Source organism: Streptomyces sp. NPDC048142 (genome assembly GCF_043202835.1).
Lineage (GTDB): Bacteria > Actinomycetota > Actinomycetes > Streptomycetales > Streptomycetaceae > Streptomyces.
Genome location: NZ_JBIDBC010000002.1, coordinates 407,700 through 430,514, shown reverse-complemented (window position 1 = coordinate 430,514; position 22,815 = coordinate 407,700). Strand labels below are relative to the sequence as shown.

26 protein-coding genes are annotated in these 22,815 nt (G+C 69.2%); 19 read left to right on the top strand and 7 right to left on the bottom strand.

The features are described 5' to 3' along the window. Complete coding sequence (locus tag ACGF2Y_RS04575) at positions 1-132, top strand: hypothetical protein (protein ID WP_392943233.1); 132 nt, start codon at positions 1-3, stop codon at positions 130-132. Here ACGF2Y_RS04575 and ACGF2Y_RS04570 read toward each other — a convergent pair. Together ACGF2Y_RS04570 and ACGF2Y_RS04565 are read right to left on the bottom strand one after the other, a co-directional pair. Continuing rightward, a complete protein-coding gene (locus ACGF2Y_RS04570; RefSeq protein WP_392943232.1) occupies positions 127-1,134 on the bottom strand; it encodes an IS3 family transposase in 1,008 nt (335 codons plus the stop codon). The genes ACGF2Y_RS04575 and ACGF2Y_RS04570 overlap by 6 nt on opposite strands. Before the next feature lie 17 nt (positions 1,135-1,151). Next, entirely contained in the window at positions 1,152-1,535 is a 384-nt protein-coding gene (locus ACGF2Y_RS04565) for a hypothetical protein (protein ID WP_392943231.1), read from the bottom strand. A 97-nt stretch (positions 1,536-1,632) separates the two neighbouring features. On the opposite strand from ACGF2Y_RS04565, the gene ACGF2Y_RS04560 reads away from it, so the two are divergent. Further along, entirely contained in the window at positions 1,633-2,055 is a 423-nt protein-coding gene (locus ACGF2Y_RS04560; RefSeq protein ID WP_392943230.1) for a hypothetical protein, read from the top strand. 21 nt (positions 2,056-2,076) lie between these two features. On the opposite strand, the gene ACGF2Y_RS04555 is transcribed toward ACGF2Y_RS04560, so the two are convergent. Then, on the bottom strand, positions 2,077-2,559 hold the full coding sequence (locus tag ACGF2Y_RS04555) for an ATP-binding protein (protein ID WP_358375608.1): 483 nt from the start codon (positions 2,557-2,559) through the stop codon (positions 2,077-2,079). Between the two features lie 329 nt (positions 2,560-2,888). On the opposite strand from ACGF2Y_RS04555, the gene ACGF2Y_RS04550 reads away from it, so the two are divergent. After that, positions 2,889-3,512 carry a nucleotidyltransferase domain-containing protein gene (locus ACGF2Y_RS04550; protein ID WP_392943229.1) on the top strand — a complete coding sequence of 208 codons (624 nt, stop codon included), beginning with the start codon at positions 2,889-2,891 and terminating at the stop codon, positions 3,510-3,512. On the opposite strand, the gene ACGF2Y_RS04545 is transcribed toward ACGF2Y_RS04550, so the two are convergent. From ACGF2Y_RS04545 to ACGF2Y_RS04535, 3 genes are all read right to left on the bottom strand, one after another. After that, positions 3,499-3,957: a PPC domain-containing DNA-binding protein gene (locus ACGF2Y_RS04545; protein ID WP_392943228.1), complete on the bottom strand. Its 459-nt coding sequence runs from the start codon at positions 3,955-3,957 to the stop codon at positions 3,499-3,501. The two genes, ACGF2Y_RS04550 and ACGF2Y_RS04545, sit on opposite strands and share 14 nt — an antisense overlap. 27 nt (positions 3,958-3,984) lie before the next feature. After that, positions 3,985-4,986 (bottom strand): asparaginase, encoded by a 1,002-nt coding sequence (locus ACGF2Y_RS04540; protein WP_392943227.1) that lies wholly within the window; start codon positions 4,984-4,986, stop codon positions 3,985-3,987. A gap of 67 nt (positions 4,987-5,053) precedes the next feature. After that, a complete protein-coding gene (locus tag ACGF2Y_RS04535; RefSeq protein ID WP_358375613.1) occupies positions 5,054-6,457 on the bottom strand; it encodes a helix-turn-helix transcriptional regulator in 1,404 nt (467 codons plus the stop codon). A gap of 305 nt (positions 6,458-6,762) precedes the next feature. Here ACGF2Y_RS04535 and ACGF2Y_RS04530 point away from each other — a divergent pair, with 305 nt between their 5' ends. The 11 genes from ACGF2Y_RS04530 to ACGF2Y_RS04480 all read left to right on the top strand — a co-directional run bounded on the left by ACGF2Y_RS04530 (position 6,763) and on the right by ACGF2Y_RS04480 (position 15,804). Continuing rightward, positions 6,763-7,524 carry a hypothetical protein gene (locus ACGF2Y_RS04530; RefSeq protein WP_392943225.1) on the top strand — a complete coding sequence of 254 codons (762 nt, stop codon included), beginning with the start codon at positions 6,763-6,765 and terminating at the stop codon, positions 7,522-7,524. Further along, positions 7,521-8,207 (top strand): dTMP kinase, encoded by a 687-nt coding sequence (locus ACGF2Y_RS04525; protein WP_392943223.1) that lies wholly within the window; start codon positions 7,521-7,523, stop codon positions 8,205-8,207. Before ACGF2Y_RS04530 ends, ACGF2Y_RS04525 begins: the two co-directional genes overlap by 4 nt. Next, positions 8,200-9,069, top strand: a complete 870-nt coding sequence (locus ACGF2Y_RS04520) for an isocitrate lyase/phosphoenolpyruvate mutase family protein (RefSeq protein WP_392943221.1) — start codon at positions 8,200-8,202, stop codon at positions 9,067-9,069. Before ACGF2Y_RS04525 ends, ACGF2Y_RS04520 begins: the two co-directional genes overlap by 8 nt. Then, on the top strand, positions 9,060-9,530 hold the full coding sequence (locus ACGF2Y_RS04515) for an NUDIX domain-containing protein (protein ID WP_392943219.1): 471 nt from the start codon (positions 9,060-9,062) through the stop codon (positions 9,528-9,530). Before ACGF2Y_RS04520 ends, ACGF2Y_RS04515 begins: the two co-directional genes overlap by 10 nt. 5 nt (positions 9,531-9,535) lie before the next feature. Next, the gene (locus ACGF2Y_RS04510; RefSeq protein WP_392943217.1) at positions 9,536-10,201 is read left to right on the top strand and encodes a TylF/MycF/NovP-related O-methyltransferase; all 666 of its coding nucleotides are present in this window, start codon (positions 9,536-9,538) and stop codon (positions 10,199-10,201) included. Beyond that, positions 10,198-11,121 carry an NAD(P)-dependent oxidoreductase gene (locus tag ACGF2Y_RS04505; protein ID WP_392943215.1) on the top strand — a complete coding sequence of 308 codons (924 nt, stop codon included), beginning with the start codon at positions 10,198-10,200 and terminating at the stop codon, positions 11,119-11,121. Before ACGF2Y_RS04510 ends, ACGF2Y_RS04505 begins: the two co-directional genes overlap by 4 nt. Further along, on the top strand, positions 11,118-11,984 hold the full coding sequence (locus ACGF2Y_RS04500; RefSeq protein WP_392943213.1) for a hypothetical protein: 867 nt from the start codon (positions 11,118-11,120) through the stop codon (positions 11,982-11,984). Before ACGF2Y_RS04505 ends, ACGF2Y_RS04500 begins: the two co-directional genes overlap by 4 nt. A gap of 30 nt (positions 11,985-12,014) precedes the next feature. Further along, positions 12,015-13,874: a radical SAM protein gene (locus ACGF2Y_RS04495; RefSeq protein WP_392943211.1), complete on the top strand. Its 1,860-nt coding sequence runs from the start codon at positions 12,015-12,017 to the stop codon at positions 13,872-13,874. After that, entirely contained in the window at positions 13,871-14,590 is a 720-nt protein-coding gene (locus ACGF2Y_RS04490) for a 2OG-Fe(II) oxygenase (protein ID WP_392943209.1), read from the top strand. Before ACGF2Y_RS04495 ends, ACGF2Y_RS04490 begins: the two co-directional genes overlap by 4 nt. A gap of 90 nt (positions 14,591-14,680) precedes the next feature. Beyond that, positions 14,681-14,842, top strand: a complete 162-nt coding sequence (locus tag ACGF2Y_RS04485) for a hypothetical protein (RefSeq protein WP_392943207.1) — start codon at positions 14,681-14,683, stop codon at positions 14,840-14,842. 56 nt (positions 14,843-14,898) lie between these two features. Beyond that, positions 14,899-15,804, top strand: a complete 906-nt coding sequence (locus ACGF2Y_RS04480) for an aKG-HExxH-type peptide beta-hydroxylase (protein WP_392943205.1) — start codon at positions 14,899-14,901, stop codon at positions 15,802-15,804. A 246-nt stretch (positions 15,805-16,050) separates the two neighbouring features. On the opposite strand, the gene ACGF2Y_RS04475 is transcribed toward ACGF2Y_RS04480, so the two are convergent. Continuing rightward, positions 16,051-16,743: a hypothetical protein gene (locus ACGF2Y_RS04475; RefSeq protein ID WP_392943204.1), complete on the bottom strand. Its 693-nt coding sequence runs from the start codon at positions 16,741-16,743 to the stop codon at positions 16,051-16,053. A gap of 392 nt (positions 16,744-17,135) precedes the next feature. On the opposite strand from ACGF2Y_RS04475, the gene ACGF2Y_RS04470 reads away from it, so the two are divergent. From ACGF2Y_RS04470 to ACGF2Y_RS04450, 5 genes are all read left to right on the top strand, one after another. After that, positions 17,136-18,491 carry a hypothetical protein gene (locus ACGF2Y_RS04470; protein ID WP_392943202.1) on the top strand — a complete coding sequence of 452 codons (1,356 nt, stop codon included), beginning with the start codon at positions 17,136-17,138 and terminating at the stop codon, positions 18,489-18,491. Positions 18,492-19,202: 711 nt separating this feature from the next. Further along, positions 19,203-20,369 carry a hypothetical protein gene (locus ACGF2Y_RS04465; RefSeq protein WP_392943200.1) on the top strand — a complete coding sequence of 389 codons (1,167 nt, stop codon included), beginning with the start codon at positions 19,203-19,205 and terminating at the stop codon, positions 20,367-20,369. Then, positions 20,282-20,518 (top strand): helicase-associated domain-containing protein, encoded by a 237-nt coding sequence (locus ACGF2Y_RS04460; protein ID WP_392943301.1) that lies wholly within the window; start codon positions 20,282-20,284, stop codon positions 20,516-20,518. The genes ACGF2Y_RS04465 and ACGF2Y_RS04460 overlap by 88 nt, the downstream gene beginning before the upstream one ends. A 139-nt stretch (positions 20,519-20,657) precedes the next feature. Continuing rightward, positions 20,658-20,990: a WYL domain-containing protein gene (locus ACGF2Y_RS04455; RefSeq protein WP_392943198.1), complete on the top strand. Its 333-nt coding sequence runs from the start codon at positions 20,658-20,660 to the stop codon at positions 20,988-20,990. A gap of 61 nt (positions 20,991-21,051) precedes the next feature. Further along, positions 21,052-22,473, top strand: a complete 1,422-nt coding sequence (locus ACGF2Y_RS04450) for an ATP-binding protein (RefSeq protein WP_392943197.1) — start codon at positions 21,052-21,054, stop codon at positions 22,471-22,473. Positions 22,474-22,815: the final 342 nt, after the last annotated feature.

Genomic DNA, 22,815 nt, shown 5'->3' with positions numbered 1-22,815 from the left:
ATGCGGGAGGTGGAGTATGAGAGCTACGGCTGTCCGCTGGAGGACTACCAGCTCACCCGAGCCGATCACCGACAGCAGAAGCAGTCGGAAGCGGAAGATTTCAAGTCCAGTGAGACGGTCGTGACGCTATGAGGTTTGTGGTGCGGGTTCCCTGCGCTTGGCCGGGTCGTTGATCCATGCCTGCTGGGGTATCCGGGGTGGTCGGGGGCGGCGGCCGAAGCGTTCGGGGTGGCGGGCGTATGCGTCGGCGAGGGTGACGGCCCGCTGGTCGCGAACCTCCTCGGCGGTGCCGAAGTGCACGCTGGCGGGTGTGTGCCAGCCGATGCCCGAGTGCCGGTGCTCGTGGTTGTAGTACGCGATGAACGCGTCGAACCACTCGCGGGCATGGGCCAGCGAGTCGAAGCGTTCGGGGTAGTCGGACATGTACTTCGTGGTCTTGAAGTGGGCCTCGCTGTAGGGGTTGTCGTTGGAGGTCTTCGGCCGCGAGTGTGACCGGGTGACGCCGAGGTCGATCAGCAGCTGCGAGACCTTCTTGGAGGTCATCGAGGTGCCGCGGTCGGCATGCACGGTCTCGGGCACGATGCCGTTGCGGCGGATGGTCTCCCGGATCAACTCCTCGGCGCGTGCGGCTGATTCGGCGGCCTCAACGGTGTGGCCGACGATGTAGCGGCTGAAGATGTCGATGATGACGTAGGCGTGGTACCAGACGCCCTTGACCGGTCCGGCCGCCTTGGTGATGTCCCAGGTGAATACCTGCGAGGGCCTGGTGGCGACCAGTTCGGGCACCGACTTCGCCGGGTGGGTGGCCTGGCGGCGTCGCTCGCCCGTCTGTCCCTTCTCGCGCAGGATCCGGTACATCGTGGAGACGGAGCAGTGGTAGCGCCCGGCATCCAGCTCGCGGGCCCAGATCTGCGCGGGAGGAAGTTCGGCGTGCTCGGCGCTGTTCATCAGCTCCAGTACCGCCGCCCGTTCCTCGGGGGTGAGAGCCGAGGGCTGGACCTGTGGTTTCCTGGGCTTTCGCTCTGGTGGGGGCCGCAGCCGGCGGTAGTGGGTGGCCCGGGAGCGGCCGGTCAGCCGGCAGGCGGCCGTGATACCGAGCTCGCCCTCGACGCCGGTGAACGCGTCGTCGGCCACCGGGTCGGCGGCAGCGATCAGTCCGCGCCCTCGGAGATCATTTCCAAGAGCGCGGAAGCTTTTCCCATAACTTCCAGCGCGGCCTTGTTCCGGGCCAGTTCCTTCTCCAGTCGCTCCACCTGGCGGCGCAGCTTCTCGTTCTCCGCTTCGGCTGCCGGCTTCTTCGGCCTCGCCGGGCTGGTGCGCTTGTCGACCAGCTTCTCCAGGGCCCCGGCATCCCGCGCGGCCCGCCATTCCTTGACGTGCGAGTGGTACAGCCGCTCGCGGCGCAGGACCGCGCCCTTCTCGTTCCTGGGCGCGGCGTCGTACTCGGCCACGATCCGCAGCTTGTACTCGGGACTGAAGGTGCGGCGCTTCGGCCGGGCAGCCGGGTCGGGTCCGGCGGGGTTGGTGCTGGTCATGAGGGGGTGGTTCTCCTGTCGTGCCCTCTCAGGCTAACCCGACGAAGCGGGACGTCTCACCCAAGACTGACAGAGAGGGGAAGACATCAGACGTTGTGTGGAGAAGCAGGCCGCTGAGGAGAAGGCCGAAGAGCAGGCAGACCCTGTGCTCGCAGCAGATCGCCGTGCTGTCGTAGAAAAGGTACTGGCCATGCTGCATAGCTGCCCGACGCCTGAGCGCGACATCATGCGGTGGCGCGTACGGCTCTATTGCGGCCACATCGTCGAGACTCGGCGGCATCGTGAGAATGGCAAGCCCACGCTGCACGGCTCGTCGTCAATGCAGTGCCCGGAGTGCGGGAAGGACCCATCAGCGATCGTGGCCTTCGAGCCCATCGGGCTGGCCGGCCAACCGCCCTCTCCTCCGAAGCCAGCGGCTTGTCCGCCGCCAAAGAGGCCGACCCGTGCGGAGCTTGAGCAACATGTAGCCGCACTGAAGAGGGAGAACGAGCGTCTCCGCTCACAGGTGAGCGAGGGGTAGCTTCCCGCATCGGCACGTCCGTCACGTCTGTCCGCCTCGGGTAGCCAGCGCAGCCGGAGCATCGGCCAGCACTACCCAGGCCGCCTTGGTCCCGCAGTTCGTGACCTGGAACCCCCATTGTCCCTGGGTCAGCTCGTTCACGATGTGCAGGCCCCGTCCGCGCTCAGTGAGCAGCCCGCTCACTGCCTCCGACGCGGTGGCTTCCGGCGAGGGCACGGCAGCCAGGTAGAGGTCCGTAGGAAGAAGAGGATTCCCGTCGTGGATCTCGCAGATGTATCTTCCCGCAGCAGATCGAAGGTGTACCTCGTACGGGCCGCGCGCGTGCTCGTGCGCGTTCGCCACGAGCTCCGAGACGGCCAGGACTCCGTCGCTGATGACGTCTCCTGACAGGCCCAGATCCTTGAGGACACGTCGCAGAACCACGCGGGCTTCTCCGGTCGGGTTGATGGTGTGGTCGGTCCAGTGGTAGACGAGGCCGAAAGCGGCGGACGGCGCGCTGATCATCGGGTGGCGGACCTCCTGTGGGTGACGTCGGTGGCCGTCTCCCGGAGCTGCGACGTGGTCGCGGACGCGCGTCAGGTACACCGCTGAGAGGCGTACGGCCGCAGGAAGCACCCCGGCCTCGGGCGCGCGGCCCCGGGAGGATCGTGGCTCAGGCACCAGCCACGAGGCCGGTCGCAAGTCACGCACTCAACGATGGCCGCCGGTGCTCATGGTGCTCATGGGCGTTTATGAGCGCGAGGGGCCAGCGAGCGACAAGGCACTCCAGCGAGACCGCCGACCCGCCGTCGGCCTTCGCTCCCGCCCGTCTGGATCATTGGGAGTATGGGCGGGTGAGTGCTGACGTGTTGGGACGTTGGGCGCCGGAGCGCCCCGAGGATGTGGCCACGGTCTTCGCCAAGGCGGACTTCCCGTGGTGGATCGCCGGTGGCTACGCGATCGAACTCGCGGTCGGCCGCGAGCTGCGCGCACACGGCGATCTCGACGTCCTCGTTTTCCGACGTGACCAGGCCCTCGTACATGAACTGCTGGCCGACTGGGACCTGCACGTGGCGGATCCGCCCGGCCAGGGGGAGTTGCGACCGTGGCGTCCTGGAGAGGTCCTTCGACCGCCGCTCCACGACATCTGGTGCCGCCGCACGTCCAAGGCGCCCTGGTCGGTGCAGCTCATGCTGGACGAGGTCGAGGGCACCCAGTGGGTCTCGCGGCGCACCCCGGTAATCCGGCTCCCGATCGACCAGCTCGGGCAAACGAGCGAGGCAGGCATCCCGTATCTCGCGCCCGAGGTGCAGCTCTTCTACAAGGCAAAGGCGACCCGGGACAAGGACGAGACCGACTTCGAAGCGGTACTGCCGCTGCTCGACGCTCCGGCACGCGCTTGGCTTGCGGGCGCGATCAAGGTGATCGCGCCCAACCACCCCTGGCTCCGCCGGCTCCTGCCGGTCAGCCGAACGTGAGCAGCGGTACGTCGTACAGGTCCGGGTTCCGGGGCCGGGTCATGGTGGGCGACGCGACCTCCACGATCAGCAGTTCGCTGAGGAACTGGACCTTGGCGCTGAGGAGGTGGCTCGTCCTGCCGTCGGCCGACTGGGCCTTCAGGCCGGCGGAGACGTGGATGTGCGGGAGTATCTCGCCGGTGGCCGGGTCGTGGGCGAGGGTGCCGGCGCCGAACGCCTCGACGTTGGTGACGTACGTCTTCGCCCAGACCGGTGCGTCCGGGTCCGCGAGCTTCTCGCAGGCGCCCACGATCTCGGCCTCCGCGAAGGCTCCGATGAACGAGGGGATGTACCCCTGCCGTACGCCGTTGTCCCGGCAGAAGGTGGACAGCGCCTCGAAGAAGTCCTCCCCGTGGTCGAAGGTGACGCCGAAGGTACGGCCTACGGTCAGCTCGTGAGCACGCATGTGCGGGTGTCTCCTGATGTGGTGGGATCAGCGGGCGGAGGCGGTGGTGAAGGTCTCGCTGACCGCCGCGCCGTCGGCGCCCTGGGCGAGCAGGGCCTGCAGCAGGAGCCTCGCCTGGTACGGGCCGAGGTCTCCGGCACCGATGAGCCCGCGGTCGAGGAGGTCCTTCTCGGAGCCGGGGAAGCCGTACGTGTTGGTCAGGACGGGTCCGTTGCCGATGCGGGATGCGAGGACCACGGGGATGCGGGACGCGAGCTTGGTGAGCCCTTCGACGAGGCGCTCCGGAACGTGGCCGACGCCGAAGGCCGCGACCACGAGTCCGTCGCAGTTGCCGTCCCACAGGTCGAGCAAGGCTCCGTCATCGCCGAGGGTGACGGTGTAGAGCCCGACGCGCGCCTCACGGTCGGGGGCGCTCACCAGCGGTCCGCGGCGCGGCAGGCCGCTCACCATCCGCACCCTGTTCTCCGCGATCCGCGCGATCGGGCCGCACGCCGGTGAGACAAAGGCGGCCGGGCTGGTGGTGTGGGACTTGCGGACGGTCCGGGCCGAGTGGATCTCGTCGCCGAGTACGACGAGGCAACCGGCGCCGCTGAGGCCGGGCTCGGCGGCGGCCGCGATGGCGGCGTGGAGGTTGGCCGGGCCGTCGGCGCCGGGCAGGGTGGGGTTGCGCATGGCACCGGTGACGACGACCGGCTGCTCGTGACCGTGGTAGAGGTCGAGGAGGAAGGCGGTCTCCTCGATGGTGTCGGTGCCCTGGGTGATGACGACGCCGTCGAGGTCTCCGGTCTCCAGCTCCGCCGTGATCGCGGCCGACAGTGCGGTGAGGTCCTCGAAGGTCAGGGAGGCGCCGGGCAGACGTCGGAAGTCGCGCACCTTGAGGCCGATGCCGCTCGTGGCCAGGGCGGGTACCGCGGCAAGGAGTTCGTGGGCTGAGAGGGCGGGTACGACGCCTCCGGTGGTGGGATCGGTGGTCATGGCGATCGTGCCGCCGAGGGAGAAGACCGCCACGTTCCTGACCGACTGCGTCATATCCCCTGCTCCCCTGTTTGGACCCCGCCGAGCGCGGTCTCACGAGTGGTTCACACAAACTATCGGGTCAGCGCCGTCCGGGACGCGGAATGATCACCAACTGCTCGGCCACGAACCTGCAGGCGGCTTCCAGCCCTTCGAGGCCGAGCAACCGACTGCGCGGCCGGGCGAGCCGCTCCGTTCCGACGGCCGACAACTGTGCGCACCGGCGACCGAGCCAGGAGGCGTCGAGGCCGAGGTACTCCGCCGTTGCAGCGAGGCGCTGTCCGGCCCGCTCAGCCGCTGTGGCCGAGTGCTGGCTGACGTGGCCGGTTACGTCGGCGAACGCCCGCAGGGCTCCCGGCCGCGCGGTGACCGCGAGGTGGGACGCCCCATCGGTCCGTACCCATGAGGCGATGATGGCGCGGTGCCCGTGCGAGAGGGCGAAGCCGTCGGTGTGCGCGAAGCCTCCGTCGTCGGTCACCCAGGTGCGGATGCCGAAAGACTCCATGAGCGCGATGGCGAGGAAGAGCAGAACGCGCTCGTACGCCGGCGAGGAGGCGACCGCCGTCTCGGGGACGCAGAACCCCCGGCCGCTCGAACCGCCCGGACGCCGGGGTGCCATTCGTTCGAGGTACCGGTACTTGTGCTGGAAGAACAGCCACGTGGCGGCCTCTTCACCGCGCTGTTCCCTGGTCCAGAAGACGGGTGCGTCGCCCATGTGGTCGCGGTGGCCCAGGATGTACCGGGCTGCGGTCTCCGAGCCGATCAGCATCCGGGAGACTTCGGTCAGGCCGTGGTCGGCAGCGAGCGGCGAGCCTGGGGAAGCGGTGAGCGAAGCCAGCGAGGTGTGCAGAGTCTGATCGTCGCCGAGCAGTGCTGCCTCGAATCCCGACACGGCCCACAGGATGCCGTAAGTCAGGTCGTCCAGTTCGTACGCGGCGGGGATGTCGACCGGGTCGGAGGCTGTGGCGTGTACGCCGCTCGGCCGGGCGTCGGCGACGAACTGCCGGACCGCCCCGTCCACGATGCGGTTCGCGACGACGAGCGCGCGCATCGGCATGGTGCGCCAGGCATCCAACTCCGGGCGGGAGTCGAGTCTCAGGCTGTCCCCGAGGAAGGAGGCCGCCGGAAGGGTCAGCACGGGAAGCGCCGTCGTCGAAACGGACCGCCCGGCGGGTAACAGAAGCTGTCCTGTCCCTTCGGGCAACGCCGCGTACCCACGGGCTCCGGTGCCCGCCGTTCCCGGTCGGCCTGTGAAGTCCGGGATGTGCGGATCGGCCGTGGGCAGGAGCCCGAGCAGTTCCTCCGGGACGCCCAGCGCATCGGTCCACTGGACGAACTGCCGTCGGTCGCGGATCTGCTTGAGCCCGCGTTCCAGTCTGCTGACCTCGGCCTGGTCGATGCTGACCATCCGCGCTACGCCGGCCTGGGAGAGGCCCGTGTGCTTCCTGAACAGCTTTACGACGGTGCCGAGTTCCCATGCGGCCACGGCTCGCCGGACCGTCGGATCACGCCAGAAGGCAGGGTCGGCCCGTCGGGCGGCCGGCCCGTCCTGGCACGAGGCGCAACGTGTACCGGCGTTGAAGCGACTGAGAAGGGCACCGCAGCGCGTACACCGCCGCTGTCCGCTGTCGACCATGGTCGGCATTCTCTCTCGCTCTGCGACCGCCCGGACACGTTCCGGGGTGGGGCTCATAAACACTCATAGGCGTGGGCCTTCGTGGCGGCCATCGTGGTGGAGCACCACCGACCGGAGCCGCGTACCGCGACTCCCCGGACGTGAGGATCCGACCTGTGACCTCCTTGACCCTGCCGCCCCGGCCTCCCGGCTCGCCGCCGCTGGCTCACGCCTGGCAGACGCTGGCGGACGGGCTGCTGACCCAGCGGCTCCATCTCCATCTCCACGAATGGCAGGCGGCCGTCGCCGAGGAGAATGCGCTGCCGGACGTGCCGGGCGCCGATGTCTCCGTTCTGGCCCAGCGCCCGGCCCCGCTGCCGGCAGGCGACGGGGCCGCGATGGCGCTGCTGGAGGACGCCGGGCTCGGCTTCTGGTGGGAGCTGCCCCAGCGGCATGGAGCGGAGTCGCGGAACCGGCGTGGGGCGCTTCACCGCGCCGCCGACACCGCTGCCCAGAGCATCCTCGCGGAGCAGTCCGGGGCGGCCTGGTCCGACGCCGTGACCGCCGTCAGCGCCGCCGCCACGTGGTGGGTGGGCTTCTTCACGGTCATCCGCCACCGCGGGGTACACCACGTCACGCTGGAGCCGCACCCGAGCCCGCTCCATGAGCAGGCCCTGGGCACCGCGGTGGGCGTCGTGGCCCACGGCATGGCCACGCGAGTGCTGGAGGCTGCGCTGCGTAGCTCCGACGACGACCCGGACCTCCGCGCCGCGTACTGCCAGGCCATCGAGGCCGGCATCTGCGCCGAGCCCGAGCTGCCCCGACTGGTCGACGAGTTGGCGGAGCTGCGGCTGGTGGACCTGGTGTCCACCACGGCCCGCTGGCGAGGTCGCTTCACCAAATACGCCGGCGGCACGGGAGCTGGGCAGGTCGAATGAACCACCGCTTTCCGTTCATCGTCATCGAGGGGCTCGACGGCACCGGCAAGACGACGCTGCGCAAGGGCCTGTTCCGTCTCTGGGAGGGGCTCTACGGCGTCACCCCGCTGTGCATGCTCACCACCAACTTCCTCGCCGCCGACCAGGCCGCCGCAATCGTCACCGTGAAGTACCAGCCGAACGCCGGGAACCGTGACGCCTACCTGTCCGCGATCGCGGCGGACAAGCGGGCCACGCTGGATCGCCTCGTGCTCCCCCAGCGGCCGGCCCGGCCCGTGATCGCGGATCGCTGGCTCCTCAGCGAGCTGGCCTTCTTCGCCGTGAAGCACGACATGAGAATGTCGGAGACGTACGAGGCGCTGGCCTCGCAGCTCACCGCGGCCCCGGATCTCACGCTCGTCCTGGACCTGGAGACCGACGCCTCGATGAGCCGGGCGCAGGCCCGCCAGGGTGACGCCGTCCGGGCCGACTGGGATGTGCACGACGTCCAGAGCCGGGTTCGCGAGACCTACGAGGCCGTGGTCACGAAGCCCGACGAGTTCCCGCTCCTCGGCGACGTGGTCCGCTTGGACGCCCGCCGACCCCGGTCCGAGGTGCTGCTCGCAGCCTGGGACGTACTGCGCGAACGGCAGCTGGTGCCGTCGCTCGCCGCCCGTACGGAACGAGGAGAAACTCATGGCTAACGGCACGAAGGCGATGCATCTGCGTGAGGCCCTCGACGACAGCGAGCGGAAGCAGCCTCTCCTTGGGATCGGTGCGGTGAACGCGCTCGCCGCGCACGTCGCGGCGGAGGCGGGCTTCGACGCCCTGTGGGTGAGCGGTCTGGAGGTGTCGGCGGCCTCCGGGCTGCCTGACGCCAACGTTCTGGGTCCCCGGGACCTGTCCGACGTGGTCGCCTCGCTCGGCCGTGTCACCGATCTGCCCGTCATCGTGGACATCGACAACGCAGGCGGTTCGGTGCGCACGGCGGAGCGGTTCGCGTACGACCTCATGCGCGCCGGAGCCGCGGCGGTGTGTGTCGAGGACAGCGCGTACCCGAAGTGCAACAGCTTCGCGGCCCACCGGACCCAGAGCCTCGCCGACCGGGACCTGCTGTGCGAGCAAGTGGGGCGCATACGGAAGGTCGCCGGTGACGGCCTCCTGGTCGTGGCCCGCACCGAGGCCCTGATCGCCGGCGAGGACATGGCCACGGCGATCGCCCGCGCCGAGACGTACGCCGAGGCCGGAGCGGAGGCGGTACTCATCCACTCCAAGGACGCGACCGGTGATCAGGCGCGGGCCATCGGACGTGCGTGGAACCACGGCGTACCGCTCGTCAGCGTGCCCACGGCGTTCCCCGACCTGAGCACCTCCGAACTCGGCGAGGTCGGCTTCAGCCTCTGCATCTACGCGAACCAGCTCAGCCGTGCCGCCCTCGCGGGTATGCGCACCGCCGCCCGTCAGTTCCGGCGCGGAGGGAGCTTCCGCTCCACCGTCGCGGGGTCCCTGGCGGAGGTCGGCGACCTGATGCGCGTCGGCGAACCGGAGGCACTGTCGTGCCTCTGACAGCCGAACTGCCACGGATCAGCGTGTCCGTGAAGGCGGCGATCGTGCGCGACGGCGCCATCCTGTTGCTGTCGTACGACGACGAGGCCGGGTTCCACTACAACCTTCCCGGCGGCAAGGCCCGGGTCGGCGAGGACCTGCGCCAGGCCGTGAGGCGGAAGGTCGCGCAGGAGACCGGCCTCCAGGTCGTGGCCCGGCGTCTGCTGTGCGTCGTCGAGTATGTCCCCGAGTCGTGGCAGGGCGAGTTCGGGGACGTGCAGAAGGTTCAGTTCAACTTCCTCGCCGAGCAGGTGGACGACGCCGAGCCGCGCATGCCGGAACCGCCGGACCCCATCCAGGTGGGCTTCGAGTGGGTTCCGCTGGAACGTCTCGGCGACGTGTACTTGCTGCCCCGGATCAACCGCCCGCTGTCGGCGGCGTTGAACGGGGAGCTCGCCGACCCCTTCGTGGACAGGTGGTGACCTTCATGGATCCGTCGCTGAAGGATCTGCGGGTGTGGCTGCTGCGGGAGCACTCCGGGACGGTCTGTGCCGACCGGCTCCACGTGATCGCCGACGAGCTCGCTGGCTTGACCGCCCACGGTCTGCCGGGCGCCGTGGTGGAGCTCGGCTGCTACAGGGGCGCGATGGCCCTCTGGATCCGTAGCGTGCTCGACTCGCTGGGCGACCGCGACCGCGAGATCCACGTCTACGACTCCTTCCAGGGCATGCCCGCGCCTGGCGCCGAGGACTCGGACCATCTGGCGGCAGGCGAGCTGCGGTCGTCACCAGACGACGTGCGCGCGACGCACGCGGCCTGGGGCAGACCGGCGCCGGTCATCCACTCGGGATGGTTCGACGAGACCCTTCCCGGAGAGCTTCCCGACGAGATCGCCTTCGCCTACCTGGACGGCGACTTCTACGACTCGACCGTCACGGGACTCACGCACTGTGTCACCCGTCTGGTGCCGACGGGCGTGTTGCTCGTCGACGACTACGCGGATACGGCGGTCAATCCGCGTGCCTGGGACGGGCTTCCTGGGGTGAAGCGCGCCTGCGACGCGTACTTCGGCGCGCCTTCGCCCGTAACCGTCGTCTTCGGCGAGGGTGATCTCGCCTTCGGCCGGTACGAGAAGCCGGAGTCCCTCGGATGAGCGCTGTCCTGGTGCTGCGCGGTGCGGCGGACGCGAGCGCGATCCGCCGAGCCCTGCCTGATGTCCTCGTACACGAGTTGCCGGACCTCAATTCGCCTCTGCCCGACGACGCAACCGTGGTCGTCCTACGTTCCGGCGTCCGTCTCGGCGAGCGGGAGCTCGACGCGCTCCCTCGTCTGTGCCACGTCGTACGGACGGGCTCCGGCATCGACCACATCGACGTGAACGCCCTCCAGCACCGTGGGATCACGCTGCACCGCAACGCCGAGGCCGGCGCGGGCGCCGTGGGCGAGTGGGTCTTGGCCGCTGCCCTCGCCCTGGCCCGACGGATCCCCTTGGGGCAGCACGCGCTGCTTCTCGGCCGGCACGAGAAGCAGGCGTGTATGGGCGCGTCGCTCGGCACACTGGCCGCAGGTATCTGGGGCGCGGGTCCGGTGGGGCTGGCCGCCGACTGGGCCCTCGCCCCCTACGTGGGCCGCACGGCCTTCGCCGCGTGGCCGTCGAACCCTCCCGGTTTGCGGGAACTGTCGCAGACAGCGCTCATGGAGCAGTCGCGGGTACACGTGATCGCTCTACCGCTGCGCCCCACGACCGAACAGCTCATCGGCGAGGAATTCCTCGCACGCGTCGCTCCGCAGCGGCCTCTGCTGATCTGCGCCGGACGGCTGGAGACCCTCGACGTCGCCGCCTGCCTGCGGGCACTGGCGGACGGGAGGCTCTCGGGCCTCGCACTCGACCCGGTCGAACGGGAGCATCTGCCGCTCCTCACCGGCTCCACGACGCCGCTCAACCTCTTGGCCTCGCCCCACATCGGCGCCCAGCGCTCCGACGTGCGCGGCGCACTCGACCGGTGGGCCACCGATCTCCTCAGGGAGATCACCGCTGACGACAAGATCCTGATCAAAGGAGGGAACCGGTGAACTCATCGGCACGGCTTCGTCAGGAGATCGCCGACAGAGTCGCCCAGGCGCTGCTCGCGTCCGGCGAGGCCCGCGAGGTCTGGCTGGAGGGAGCCCTCGCCTGCGGCTTCGCCCACGCGGCGAGCGACATCGACCTGCGTGGCATCGTGGACGGTGCTCTCCCCGTGTGGGAGTCACGCATCGTGGAGGGCGTCCGTGTCGACCTCCAAGCAACAGCGCCGCAGCGGGCGGAGGAACTCCGTCACCTGCTCCGCTCCTTCGACGTCCACCGTGACGATCTCCGATCGTTCCGTCGGGTACGCGCCTCGATGCACGACCTCATGTGTCTGCGCACTGCTCTCTCGTACGGTTCCGGACGCTGGCATCCGGTGCTCACTTACGAGGAGCACCAGGGCTACCGACGCTGGGCGGTCGCCGACCAGGCAGAGGTGGAGGCAAGTCTCGCCGAGGACCTGACCGGCCTCGTCGAGGACGGCCTGGCCGAATCGGCCGACGTCGTGTGCCGGAAACTGGAGACCTGCCTCGCCGCGCTCGGCTGCGCGGCGGCGGGCCACCCGGTCCTGGGCGACAAGTGGCTGCCGCTGCTTGCCAGCGCTCCGCTCCATCCGCCGCTCGGCCCGGCCCGCCCGGAAACGTGGGAGTGGTTCCGTCCGGTTCAGCGACGCGTGACCAGAGCGCTCCTGGACTGCTGGCCCGTCGACGACCCGCTGCAGAAGCCTCCCAGCATGGGTGCCCCTGACGCCGGCTGGCTGCCCCAGCGGTACGCCGACGGATGGTTCCTTCGCCGTGGCGACGTCCACATCCCCATCACCGGCGGACAGCTTCTCGGGTGGCTGTCCACGGTCTCCACCGATGGCGCGTAGACCGCGCCTCTACTCCTTGGGAGTCCTCTGATGCCCGTCGCCCGCACCGCACCCACGGACCTGGAGAGTCTCTACGCCCCGTTGTCGAGCACCGGGCCGGACACGGCGGTCTCCGTCATCCTCAAGCTCCGGGGAGAGACCTGCGACATCGACTGCCTGTACTGCTTCGAGAAGCGCAAGGAGTCACCGGGCGGCGCCCGTATCAGCGCAGCACAGGTCCACCGCCTCGGTTCGATCTTCTCCGGGCGCCCGCTCAGCGTCGAGCTCCACGGCGGGGAGCCCCTGGCTGCCGGCCGGGGAAGGATCGCGGAGGTCCTGGACGCGCTCGCCGCACAGCCGAACGTCATCCGCGTGAGCCTCCAGACCAACGGCCTCCAGCTCGACGACGCCTGGCTGGACCTGTTCGAGCGGCACTACTCAGAGCTGGAGATCGGCATCTCCCTCGACGGGGACGCGCTGGGGAACTCGTGGCGAGTGAGCTACGACGGCCGCCCTACCTACCCGCGAGTGGTCGAAGCCCTGAAGCTCCTCGGCCGTCGGGAACGCCGCGTCGGCGTCATCTGCGCCGTCACCCCGTACGTCCTCGGCCGAGCCTCCGAGGTCATGGAGCACCTCGCCTCCTTTCCCGCCGTGACGACGGTCAGCCTTGTGCCGTGCTTCGACGCGGCGGTCACCCGCTCGACCACGGTGGTCGGATCCCGCGCGCCGACCAGTCGGGCACTCCAGCGCCGGGCCATCGGCCCCACCGGCCCGGCCTGGGCCGTCACGCCTCGTCAGTACGCCGACTTCGTGTTGGAGGCCGCCCACCACTGGGTCGCCGACGGCCTGTTCCGCCGCGTCAAGCTGGAACCCGTCGTCTCCGTCATCCGCCGCCTGAGGGGTCTACAAACCCGTTCCTGTCACTTCTCCGACTTGAAGTGCGACCACGTCCTCACCCTCTACCCCGATGACCGTCTGGGAAGCTGCGACGAGCTGCCCTGGCCGCAGGCGGGCCTCGCCGCACTCGGCGATGTACACGCCGAGGCGGACGTAGCCGGCGCTCAGAGCGGCTCTCCCCTGCTTCAGCAGGCTCGCTCCCTGGTCACGAAGTGCACGACCTGCGACTACCGCGACACCTGTGGCGCGGGCTGCCCCGCGGTCCGCCTCCGCTTCGCCGCCGCGGGCGACGAAGACGCGTACTGCGACCACCGCATGCGCCTGATCGACGGCGTCGCCGCCCTCCTCGCCCAGCCAGGTCTCCCGCCCGACGCCTCCTGCTCCAGGCTGCGCTGGCGTCCTGTCCACCCCAACGACATGCACCACGTCGCGGTGTTTCTGGCTCGCTGGGACGATCCCACGGTGCCCCGCCCGCCCGCGCGCCTGCAGGTCAGCCCCCAGGGCAACATCAACACGGTCGGCCTCCCCGGCGTGCACGAGGCAGACGATCTCGACCCCCACCATCCCCAGTGGTACGAGGGCATCGAGCCCGGCATCCGCCCGGTCGTCGACTCGCTCACCTCAGGCTGGAACGCCGTCACCTACGACAGCTGCCAGGGCCACGCCCACGTCGACCTCCCTGGAGCCGAGCCCCGGTTCCTATCGGTCGGCATCCTGCCGCGCGACCGCGCCGAGTACGCGCACACAGCCGCACGCCTGTGCCGTGCCGCCAGCCGAGCCGAGTCCTCCCTGTCGGGCGCATGTTCGCTGGTCCTCGGTCGCAGCGAACTCGCCTGCCGCACCACCGGCCGGGTGTATCCGACGCTCGACCTCTCTCTCGTTCCCGCTGCCGGCACCACGTCGGCCGAGTACTTCGAGGACCTCGCCCAGGCGGTGCGCGTACTCACGGTGGCCCTGGCCGAAGCCGTCTCCGCCCCACCGTCCACCCCCTGCGCGTGCGAAGGCGACCAGTGATCCACATCGCCGAGACGCTGTCCATCCGTACTGTGGAGGGCTTCCTCAAGCCGGACGAGATCGAGCAACTCAACCTCGTCATGGACGACACACTCGGTTCTCTCGGGCGCAACCGGTACGGCACGGCCCGCCGTACCACCATCCATGAGATACCCGGTCACTCACCCACCGAGGCGCAGGACGTCTACGAGCCAGCCGGCCGGATCGAGATGACCGACATCCCGTCCAAGGCGACCGCTCTCCTCGACCAGGCCCTGAAGCTGCACATGACCGTCATCACGCGCACCCTGCCGTCAGTCTCCGGCCACCGGCCGTGGATCTACCTCGAATACGGCCCCGGCCAGCACATCACCCCGCATGCCGATGGCATCGCTCCGGATCCTCTCACCCGTCCCCGCCAGATCGCCGCCGCGACGGTCACGCTCACAGACATCCACGAAACCGGCGGCGCGTTCTACGTGGAGACCACAGGCAGCGACGCCGCCTGGACCGCCGACGAGGCGCCGATCGGATCGGGATACGCCCAGGGAATGTGCTTCGCACGCGAAGGGACGGACATGTCCTCCCCCTGGTTCCGCACCATGCCCCGCACCCGATGGAGCGTCGCACCCGCTCCCGGCACGCTCGTGGTCTTCGGCAGTCAGCTCGTCCACGGCACCGAACCGGTCCGCGCCGGCCGCGTTCGCAAGTTCCTCACGCTTTTCGTCTCCGAGTAGGAGGCTTCCCCGCCATGACCGGCCCCCGCGGCCCGCCCCGCAGCCACCCCTCCCCCAACCCACCGCCCTAACCAGAGGAGAGAGCGAGCAGTGGCAGAAGACAAGACGTTCGACGAGTTCCTGGAGGCAGTCGCGTCCCTGCGCGACAGCGACCCCGTGCGCACCACCGCGCACACCTCCAACGCGGCCACCGAGACCTGGCTGGCCACCACGGTGCAGCACGACGCCGCTGAGCCCCCCACCGAGTCCTGACCCGCCACGGGGCCGGGCCCGTACCGGTCCGGCCCCGTTCCACCCCGGAGCCCCAGATGAGCGCTCTCTTCCCGGAAGCCTTGGTCACCCTCGACGGCATCGCTGGCCACCAGCACCTCCGGACCAGCCGTATCGCCTCCGTACTGGGCAACCGCCTCGGCTCATCCCCCCTCGACTACGCCGTCGCCCACCACCTGCTCGAAGGAGCCGAACACGCCGCAAGCGCCCGGGACGCGGACCGCCTTGCCTGGTACCGCAATACGACGGTGCGAGATCTGACCCACTTGTCGGTCGACCCGCACATCGTGCTCAGCCCACGCCCTGCGGACATGCTGCGCTCGGAGATCTCCGAAACCGCGTACTACCTCGTGGACCCTGACACCAACCCCGCTACACCCGAGGCCCTTGGCCTCGTTCGTGCCGCCATCGCCTCAGCGACCGAGCACGGCTTCGGGACCCTGCTCACCCAGCACGCCCCCGTCATCTGCCTGCTCAACCGTCGCCAACTCGACGAGACCCTCCACAGCTGGGCCCTCACCCGCCTCCCGAGCACCGTCTTCACGGACTACACCTCCCACCCCGAGGTCCTGGCCCGCGACCTGATCCACGAGGCCGCCCACAACTGGCTCAACGACGCCCTTGCAGCACACGACGTGCGCTTCCCCACGGACGTCACATTCTTCTCGCCCTGGCGAGGCACCGACCGTCCCGTCTTCGGATTGCTCCATGCGTGCTGGGCGTTCGCCCTTACCGTGCTGTACGTACGGGAGGCCCGGCGCAGCGCCACGGGCGCCGTCGTACCCTTCCTCGACACCCACCTGCGCCACCAAGCGGTTCAGTTCGCTGCCGCCACCGAGCATCTGGAACAGGCCCTCCCCCACGTGACCGCACACGAGGTTCGTGAACGGATCGTTCGCGCGGTCGGCAAGGTCGTGGGTCCAGCGGGAACAGGCTGCTGGTAGGTGTTCGGCGGGCCAGTTTCGTCCGCGACCAGCGCACAACTCCGAACGTGGGCATCCGTTCGAACTTGACCTACTCGTCGCCAACCCTGGGGATTCACTCAGGGAGGCGGAATCGGAGACTTCACCTTCCGCCTGCATGCGGTAGCAGCCGACTCGAAGCCGAAAGTTGCCGCAGCTCCCCCGTCGCCGGGGACACTCCCAGCCAAGCGCAAGCCCACACCGATACGTGGCGAGAACCGGCTTGGATCACCGGGTCGCCGCGAGTGTGGCGGCCGGGCGGCACGGCCGACCGAAGCTCGCACATTTCTGCTCGAACCCTGGGGGGAGCCATCCACCGCTAAGCAGACGGGGATGCGCGGGAAAAGCGGTGATGGCGGCGACAGCGAAAGCGAGGGAAGCCCATGGCGTGTGCACCATCGTCGTGACCTGCTGGCCGCGAGTATTGACGAAGCTTGTCTGGAACGCATCGACCCAGACGAGGTCGATCGCGCTCAGGGCCTTCCAATCAAGGTCAAGTCCGCCCGCGCTGCTCGCAAAGTGCAGCTTCTGACGGGTGATCGTCACTTCCCCCGGGCCATCGACCATCCATCGCGGTTGGGCGGCACGTGCCGCCTCGCGCCGCCTGGCGGAATTGCCGACTGCGGAACCCAGAAGACTCCCGATGACGAATGCGGGATTGCCGACCGCGACCACACTGTTGTGCTGGTACCGGCCGTTCCCCGGGGCTCGCCAGGTCGAACGCTTACCGGGGCCGACAGCAAGAGCACGGTCGTCACGCTCGATTCTCGCTGTCGTGGCGATCAACGGACGGCGAGCCAGGCTGCCTGCAAGGAGATCCGCGACGATCTCGCACGAGTGCCACAGATGGTCGTCCAGGGATGACCACGCCGGGGTGTGCACGTGCCCTGATGGCGGCGCGAAGGGGTTGGCCTCTGTCACTCTGCGGGTCCATTTCCCGAGGGGGACTTGATCACTTCAGTGCGATCGAGAGTATCCAGGAGACTCCTCGGTCGGCAGAAAATATAAGGATCTCGCCACCGTGGCTGATCCTCGCACTCGGCGACATGAGAGCACCAACAGGCACTCTTACCTTTGGGCCGGCACCGACAACAGCGGCGCCGTTAGACCGCCGTTTCGGCTAACGACCGGATGGCCCTGGTGGCCGCGCTCGCCGACGGCTGGCGAGTGCGGGACCGCACACCGCTCGAACGTTCCTCGAAGGGGACTGGCCGAATACCGGCCTGCGCCCCTCGTGCGCACTTGATTGCGCTCCCCTCTCCCGTCCTACGGTCCTCCAGCTCACGCCGCGCACATCGACAGAAGGGCTGCCGGTGAACCAGGACGAATCCAAAGCCGTCGCCGAGATCCTCCACGAGCTGAGCATCACCTCCCACGTCCAGGTCCGCTCATCCCCAGAGCTCGCCGCCCAGGTAACCAAGGCTGCGGCAGACGAGGACGAGAAGCGGATAGAGAACGGGCAGGGCTCCCTTCGCCGACGCACCGACTACAAAGCCGTCCGGGCAGCGCCGCGATCACTGACACTCACACCCTGGCAGGTCATCCACGCCATCGGCCTCGGAGCCGCTTCAGCCCGCCAAGGCGCGGGGCGAGGACTCGCCGAGCACTGGGGCAGCCTGCGCTACAGCCAGGCCCTGGAAGCCAACCGCGGCCGTTACCTGCAACTGTCGTCCGAAGGGCGCGATCTCCTACGTTTCTACAAGGCCACCCAGTCAGGAGAAATCGGCACCGGCTTCGCCTCACTTTTGGCCGAGAAGCTGGTCAGGTCCCGCTACCCCGACCACTCGGTCTCCGTCATCCCGGCGGACATCACTCTGAAGGCAGGCTGGACCCTACGCAGCACCGGTACAGGCACTCGCCCGGAGCCGCTACAGCGACGGCCCCACTTCTTCGTCGAAGCCTGGAAACCAGGCCAGCCGTCCAAGGTCCTCCTCCTCTCCTCCAAGGGCACCCACAGCAGCGTTCACCAGGTGCAGAAACAGCTCGGTACGGCCAGCGCCCACGTTGAGTCCGTGCACATCGGGCCGTACGGCACGGTCCCGTACCTGCTCATCGGAACCGAGATCCCCACCACAGAGAGCCTTGCCGTGCACATCTTGGAGGCGCCGGGCACGACCACCCTCCGCCCGTCCGGAGAAACATCAGAAGCCGACCTGGACCTCACCCTGGACCAGGAGAACCGCGTGGCCGACGTCGTACGGCACGCCGAGCAAGAGCGCACGATCGTCCCCGGGTTCCAGGTACTGCCCGAATCCTTCGCCTGGTTCAACATCGTGCTGGCTCGGACGGAAGCAGCCACGCTGACCGCCTTCACCGGAGGCGGCAAACCCACCGCCCAGTACCTGACCAAGGAGCAAGGGCGACGCCACTTCCAGCACGACGTCCACGCCAACACCGACAGGCTGCGAGATGCGGAGCACCGCATCCACGACATCGACTTCCTCGGCACCGACCACATCTACCGCCTCAACGGCACCCGCGTGGAGGCGTTCTCCGGGCTCGAGAAGAGCCTGTACACGCATCTCCACCATGGGCGCGTCAACGAGTACCGACGCGAAGTACACGAGCGCCGAGACCAGTGGCCGGGCCGCAGCACAGCGAAACAGTGGAGCGCGGTGTCCATCCGTGCCGACGGAACTGTGCTGGCAATCCGTCTCCAGGAGGAGTAACCGTACCGACGGGGCCTTCGCTCAGATGGTCTCAGTTCTGGTCTCGTTCGCCCCCGTCCGACGTCGTTCGCGGGTGCCGCCATCACCAGCTCCGCCGCAGGTCAGGACGCCCACGGCCCCCGCCGGACCCCCATACGAACATTTGGAAAGCGTGTTGGGGGCAACCCCTCACGAGTTCGAATCTCGTATCCTCCGCCATTGCTCTCACCGGGCAATACGTCGAAGGCCCCCGCAGCAAGCGCTGCGGGGGCCTTCGACGTATGCAGTCTCAGCTGGATCGGGGCACCCAGTGAGAGCCCGGACCTCCTCTGCGTCTCGTCCTGCGCTTCCCGCGCTCGGCGCTCGGCGTGGATGTTGCGCCCTGGATCCCCGCCGCCGCGCATGTGCGCTCCTCACCACCCACTGACCCACCTTTGGTGCGGGTTGCTCGGAGCGTTCTCGTCTCGTCCGACCGGCCCCAGGCGGTGGCTACCGCACCGAGATGGCCGAACGCTTCCGCCTCTGAGAGGGCCGTCACCGGACGGTCGGCAACCGCCTGAACGACACGACCCCGGCACTGGATTGCTCCCTCACACACCGCTTCACCAGCCGCACCAACAACGTGACAACGCCTTCCGATCAGCCTCGGCCTACGCACGTCAGGCGCACGGCGGGGCGTACCCTCCCCGACGAAGCGGCGCCATTGCCCGGGTGGAGGAACTGCTCGCGGGCATGACCTCCGACGAGCTGCGCGGAATGCTGGCTGCACTGGACGTCAAGCCGCCGGGCAGCAAGGCGCAGCGGCTGGCCGCGCGGGTGGAGCACCACAGCGGCCCGGAGCGGATCCTCTCCATGGTCGCCAAGGCCCCTGCGGCGGCCCGGAAGCTACTCGAAGGCCGAGCGGGGGCTGGGCCGGCGAGGCCCACTCGGCTGATCATGTTCGGGAGTCCGGGATCCGATCTCGAACCGGGCGCTCGATGGGCACTGGAGCGGGGGTTCCTGGTCCAGGACCGTCACCGCTACGGCCCGGCACGTATGCCGGCCGAGGTGGCGCTCGCGTTGCGCGGGCCCCGCTGGCACGCCCGGTTCCAACCCGCGCCGCCTTCCGTGGGGTTGGTGTCCATCACCTCGCGTGACGTGGACCGCGAGGCGTCGGCCGACGACGCCGTCGTACGCCTCACCCTGGAGACCGCGTACGCCGCCGGGCTGCTGGCCCGGGACGGCGATCGCGTGGCCCCCACCGAGGCTTACGACGCCTGGGCGGAACAGGAACCCCCTGAGCAGTTCGCCGTACTGCCCCAGGCCTGGCGGAACCTGCCGCTCGCCCCCACCCAGGCGCGCGACGAGGACAACAAGGCTCTCCCCGCACTCGTCGGCGCACCGCCCTGCAACGGCTGTGTGCAGGCCCGCCACGGGCTGCTGGCCGCATCGGCGCGGCTCCCGGCGGGGCAAGGCGCGCGGATCGCGTCGGATCTGGGGCCACTGGTCGCCTGGTACCGCCCCCTCGCCGACTCGTCGCCGGACGGACCACCGTTCGCCACCGTGATCCGCGAGGCCGAACTCCTCGGCGTACTCGCGCGAGGCGCCCTGTCCGCCATCGGCATCCACCTGCGGACCGGCGACGCGGAGGGGCTGGACGTCGAGTGCCGGCGGCTGCTGCCCCCGGCCACCGCGACGGCCCGGATCGGCGCCGGCCTCACCGCCGTCGTCACCGGCACACCGTCCGCGCGGCTGGCCTCGCTCCTGGAATCCGTCGCGGACCGGGAGACCAGTCGGTGTGGCGGTTCAGCGCCAGCAGCGTCCGCCGGGCCCTGGACACCGGCCGCACCTGCGAGGACATCACAGCCGACCTCGCCGCTGTCGCCGCCGGGCCGCTGCCACAGCCGCTGTCGTACCTGATCGCCGACACCGCACGAGGCCACGGGCGTGTACGCATCGCCCCGCCGCCTGCGTCCTCCACGGCAACGAGCCCGCACTCCTGGCCGAACTCGCCGCACACCGCAGGCTCGCCGAACTCGGACTACGACGGCTGGCACCGACCGTGCTGATCAGCCGCAGCCCGCTCGACACGACCCTCGCCGCGCCGCCGCTGCCGTTCCGGCTTCGCGCAGCTCAGGGGCGAGGAGTGGCGGCCGGATCGCTGCCGCGAGCACGGCGAAGCCATCCGCCACCCTTGACCCGAGCACGTTGGCGATCCGGCTGCTGGCCGCCCCGGCCACGACTCCCGAACCGGCACCGCTCGACGGAGAAGCGCCCTTCACCACGGACACCGAGGAAATCGTCGCAGGGTGGGCGAAGCTCCTGCAGTACAGCGACATCCGCCAGCTCGCCCACGCCATCGACACCGGTCAGGCCATCACCGTCGAGTACGTCGCCACCTCAGGCAACCGGCCCTTGCGCACCCTCAGCCGCCTGGACCTCGATCCGCCCTACCTCGAAGCCTGGTGCCACCTGCGGGACGCCGAGCGCGCCTTCACACTCTCCCGCATCCACAGCGTCATGAGCGCTGCATCTGAATGAGCAGAAATAGTATCGACAACGATAGTATCTTCGCCGATACCATTGCTCGCGGGAGGCTTGAATGCGACGTTTTATCGGACGGGACCGCGAGCTGAACGTGCTCGGCAGCGCCCTGAGGTCGGTCCACGATGCCGTCGGCTCGGCAAAACCGGGACAGTGCATCCTCATGCGCGGGCGGAGACGAGTCGGCAAGTCCAGCCTCGTCGAAGAATTCCTCCGACGCACCGAGGTGCCGTACCTGTTCTTCACCGCGGCGGGCGGCACGGCGGAGGACGAGCTGACAGAGTTGCTCGACACCGTCGCCAGATCCACCCTGCCGGAGCGGGCACTGTTCTCGGAGGAGACACCAGAGCAGTGGAATGCGGCGTTCAGGCTGCTCGCGGAGATCCTTCCCGACGACAGCCCGAGTGTGGTCGTCGTGGACGAGGTTCCGTACCTCATGGACCGCATCGACGCCTTCGAGGGCATGCTTCAGCGGGCATGGGACCGTCTCCTGAGCCGCAAACCCGTACTTCTCCTCCTGGTCGGCTCCGATCTGTCGATGATGGAGGCGCTGAACAGCTACGACCGGCCCTTCCACCAGCGCGGCCGGGAAATGGTCGTGGGACCGCTGAACCCGGCCGACATCGGCGAGATGCTCGGTCTTGAGCCGGCTGCCGCATTCGACGCCGCCCTCATCACAGGCGGTCTTCCGCTGATCTGCGCGGAGTGGCGGCCCGGGGCCGATGTCTGGGGGTTCCTCCGGGACTCGCTGGACAACCCGATCTCGGCTCTGCTGGTCTCCGCCGAGCGGTCGCTTGCCGCGGAGTTTCCACCGCAGGCGATGAGCAGAGAAGTCCTACGGGCCATCGGAAGCGGCGAGCGAACCTTCACCAACATCGCTCGCGCCGCGGGCGGCATCGCCCACACCACGCTCACCCGAGCCACTGACGTCCTGACCGAGAAACGGGTGGTGGCAGCCGAGCTGCCCCTCTCGCTGAGACCGTCGAAGGAACGCCGCTACCGCGTGGCCGACCCCTACATCCGGTTCTGGCTCGCGTTTCTGGATCCGCACATGGCGGAGATCGAGCGTATGCGGGGGGATCTCACGCTGAGCCGGATCAAGGAGCAGTGGACGAGCTGGCGAGGCCGCGCGATCGAGCCCCTCGTCCGGGAATCCCTCGCCCGCCTCCTGCCGGACGGACTCCTGCCCGCCGCCCCGGCGATCGGCGGCTACTGGACCCGCAGCAACGATATCGAAATCGACTTGGTAGGCACCGACCGGCAGCCGGTGGCCAAGCAGTTGCTCTTTCTCGGCTCGGTCAAATGGCTGGAGAACTCTGCGTTCGACAGCCACGACCTGGCCGCGCTGCAGAAGCACCGGGCCGCGATCACCGACGAGCCGGTACCGCTCGTGGCGGTCTCGCGCAACGGGACCACCTGTTCCGGGCTCCGGGCGGCGTACGGCCCTGAGGAACTGCTCGGCGCCTGGCGTAGAGCGTAATCAGGCGCCGGACTCCTGTGGTTGCAGTTCTGGTTGCATTCGCCTCCGTTCGGGGCCGTCCAGAGAACGATCATCAGAACACTCCGCCGCAGGTCAGGACGGGTACGGCCCCCGTCGGACCCACGAGTTCGCATCTCGTGTCCTCCGCCATTGCTCTCACCGGGCAATGCGCAGCAGGCCCCGACCGGGAAATCGGCCGGGGCCTTCCGCGTGCCCTGGTCGCAACTGCCGCGGCGGCGGCCCGATGGGGGCTGGTGGCGCGGCGGCGGTGTGCTGACGCGGACGTGTGCCTGCGGCCGACGTCGGTTCGGGCCTCCAGGCATGAGACGTTCTCGGCGGGGT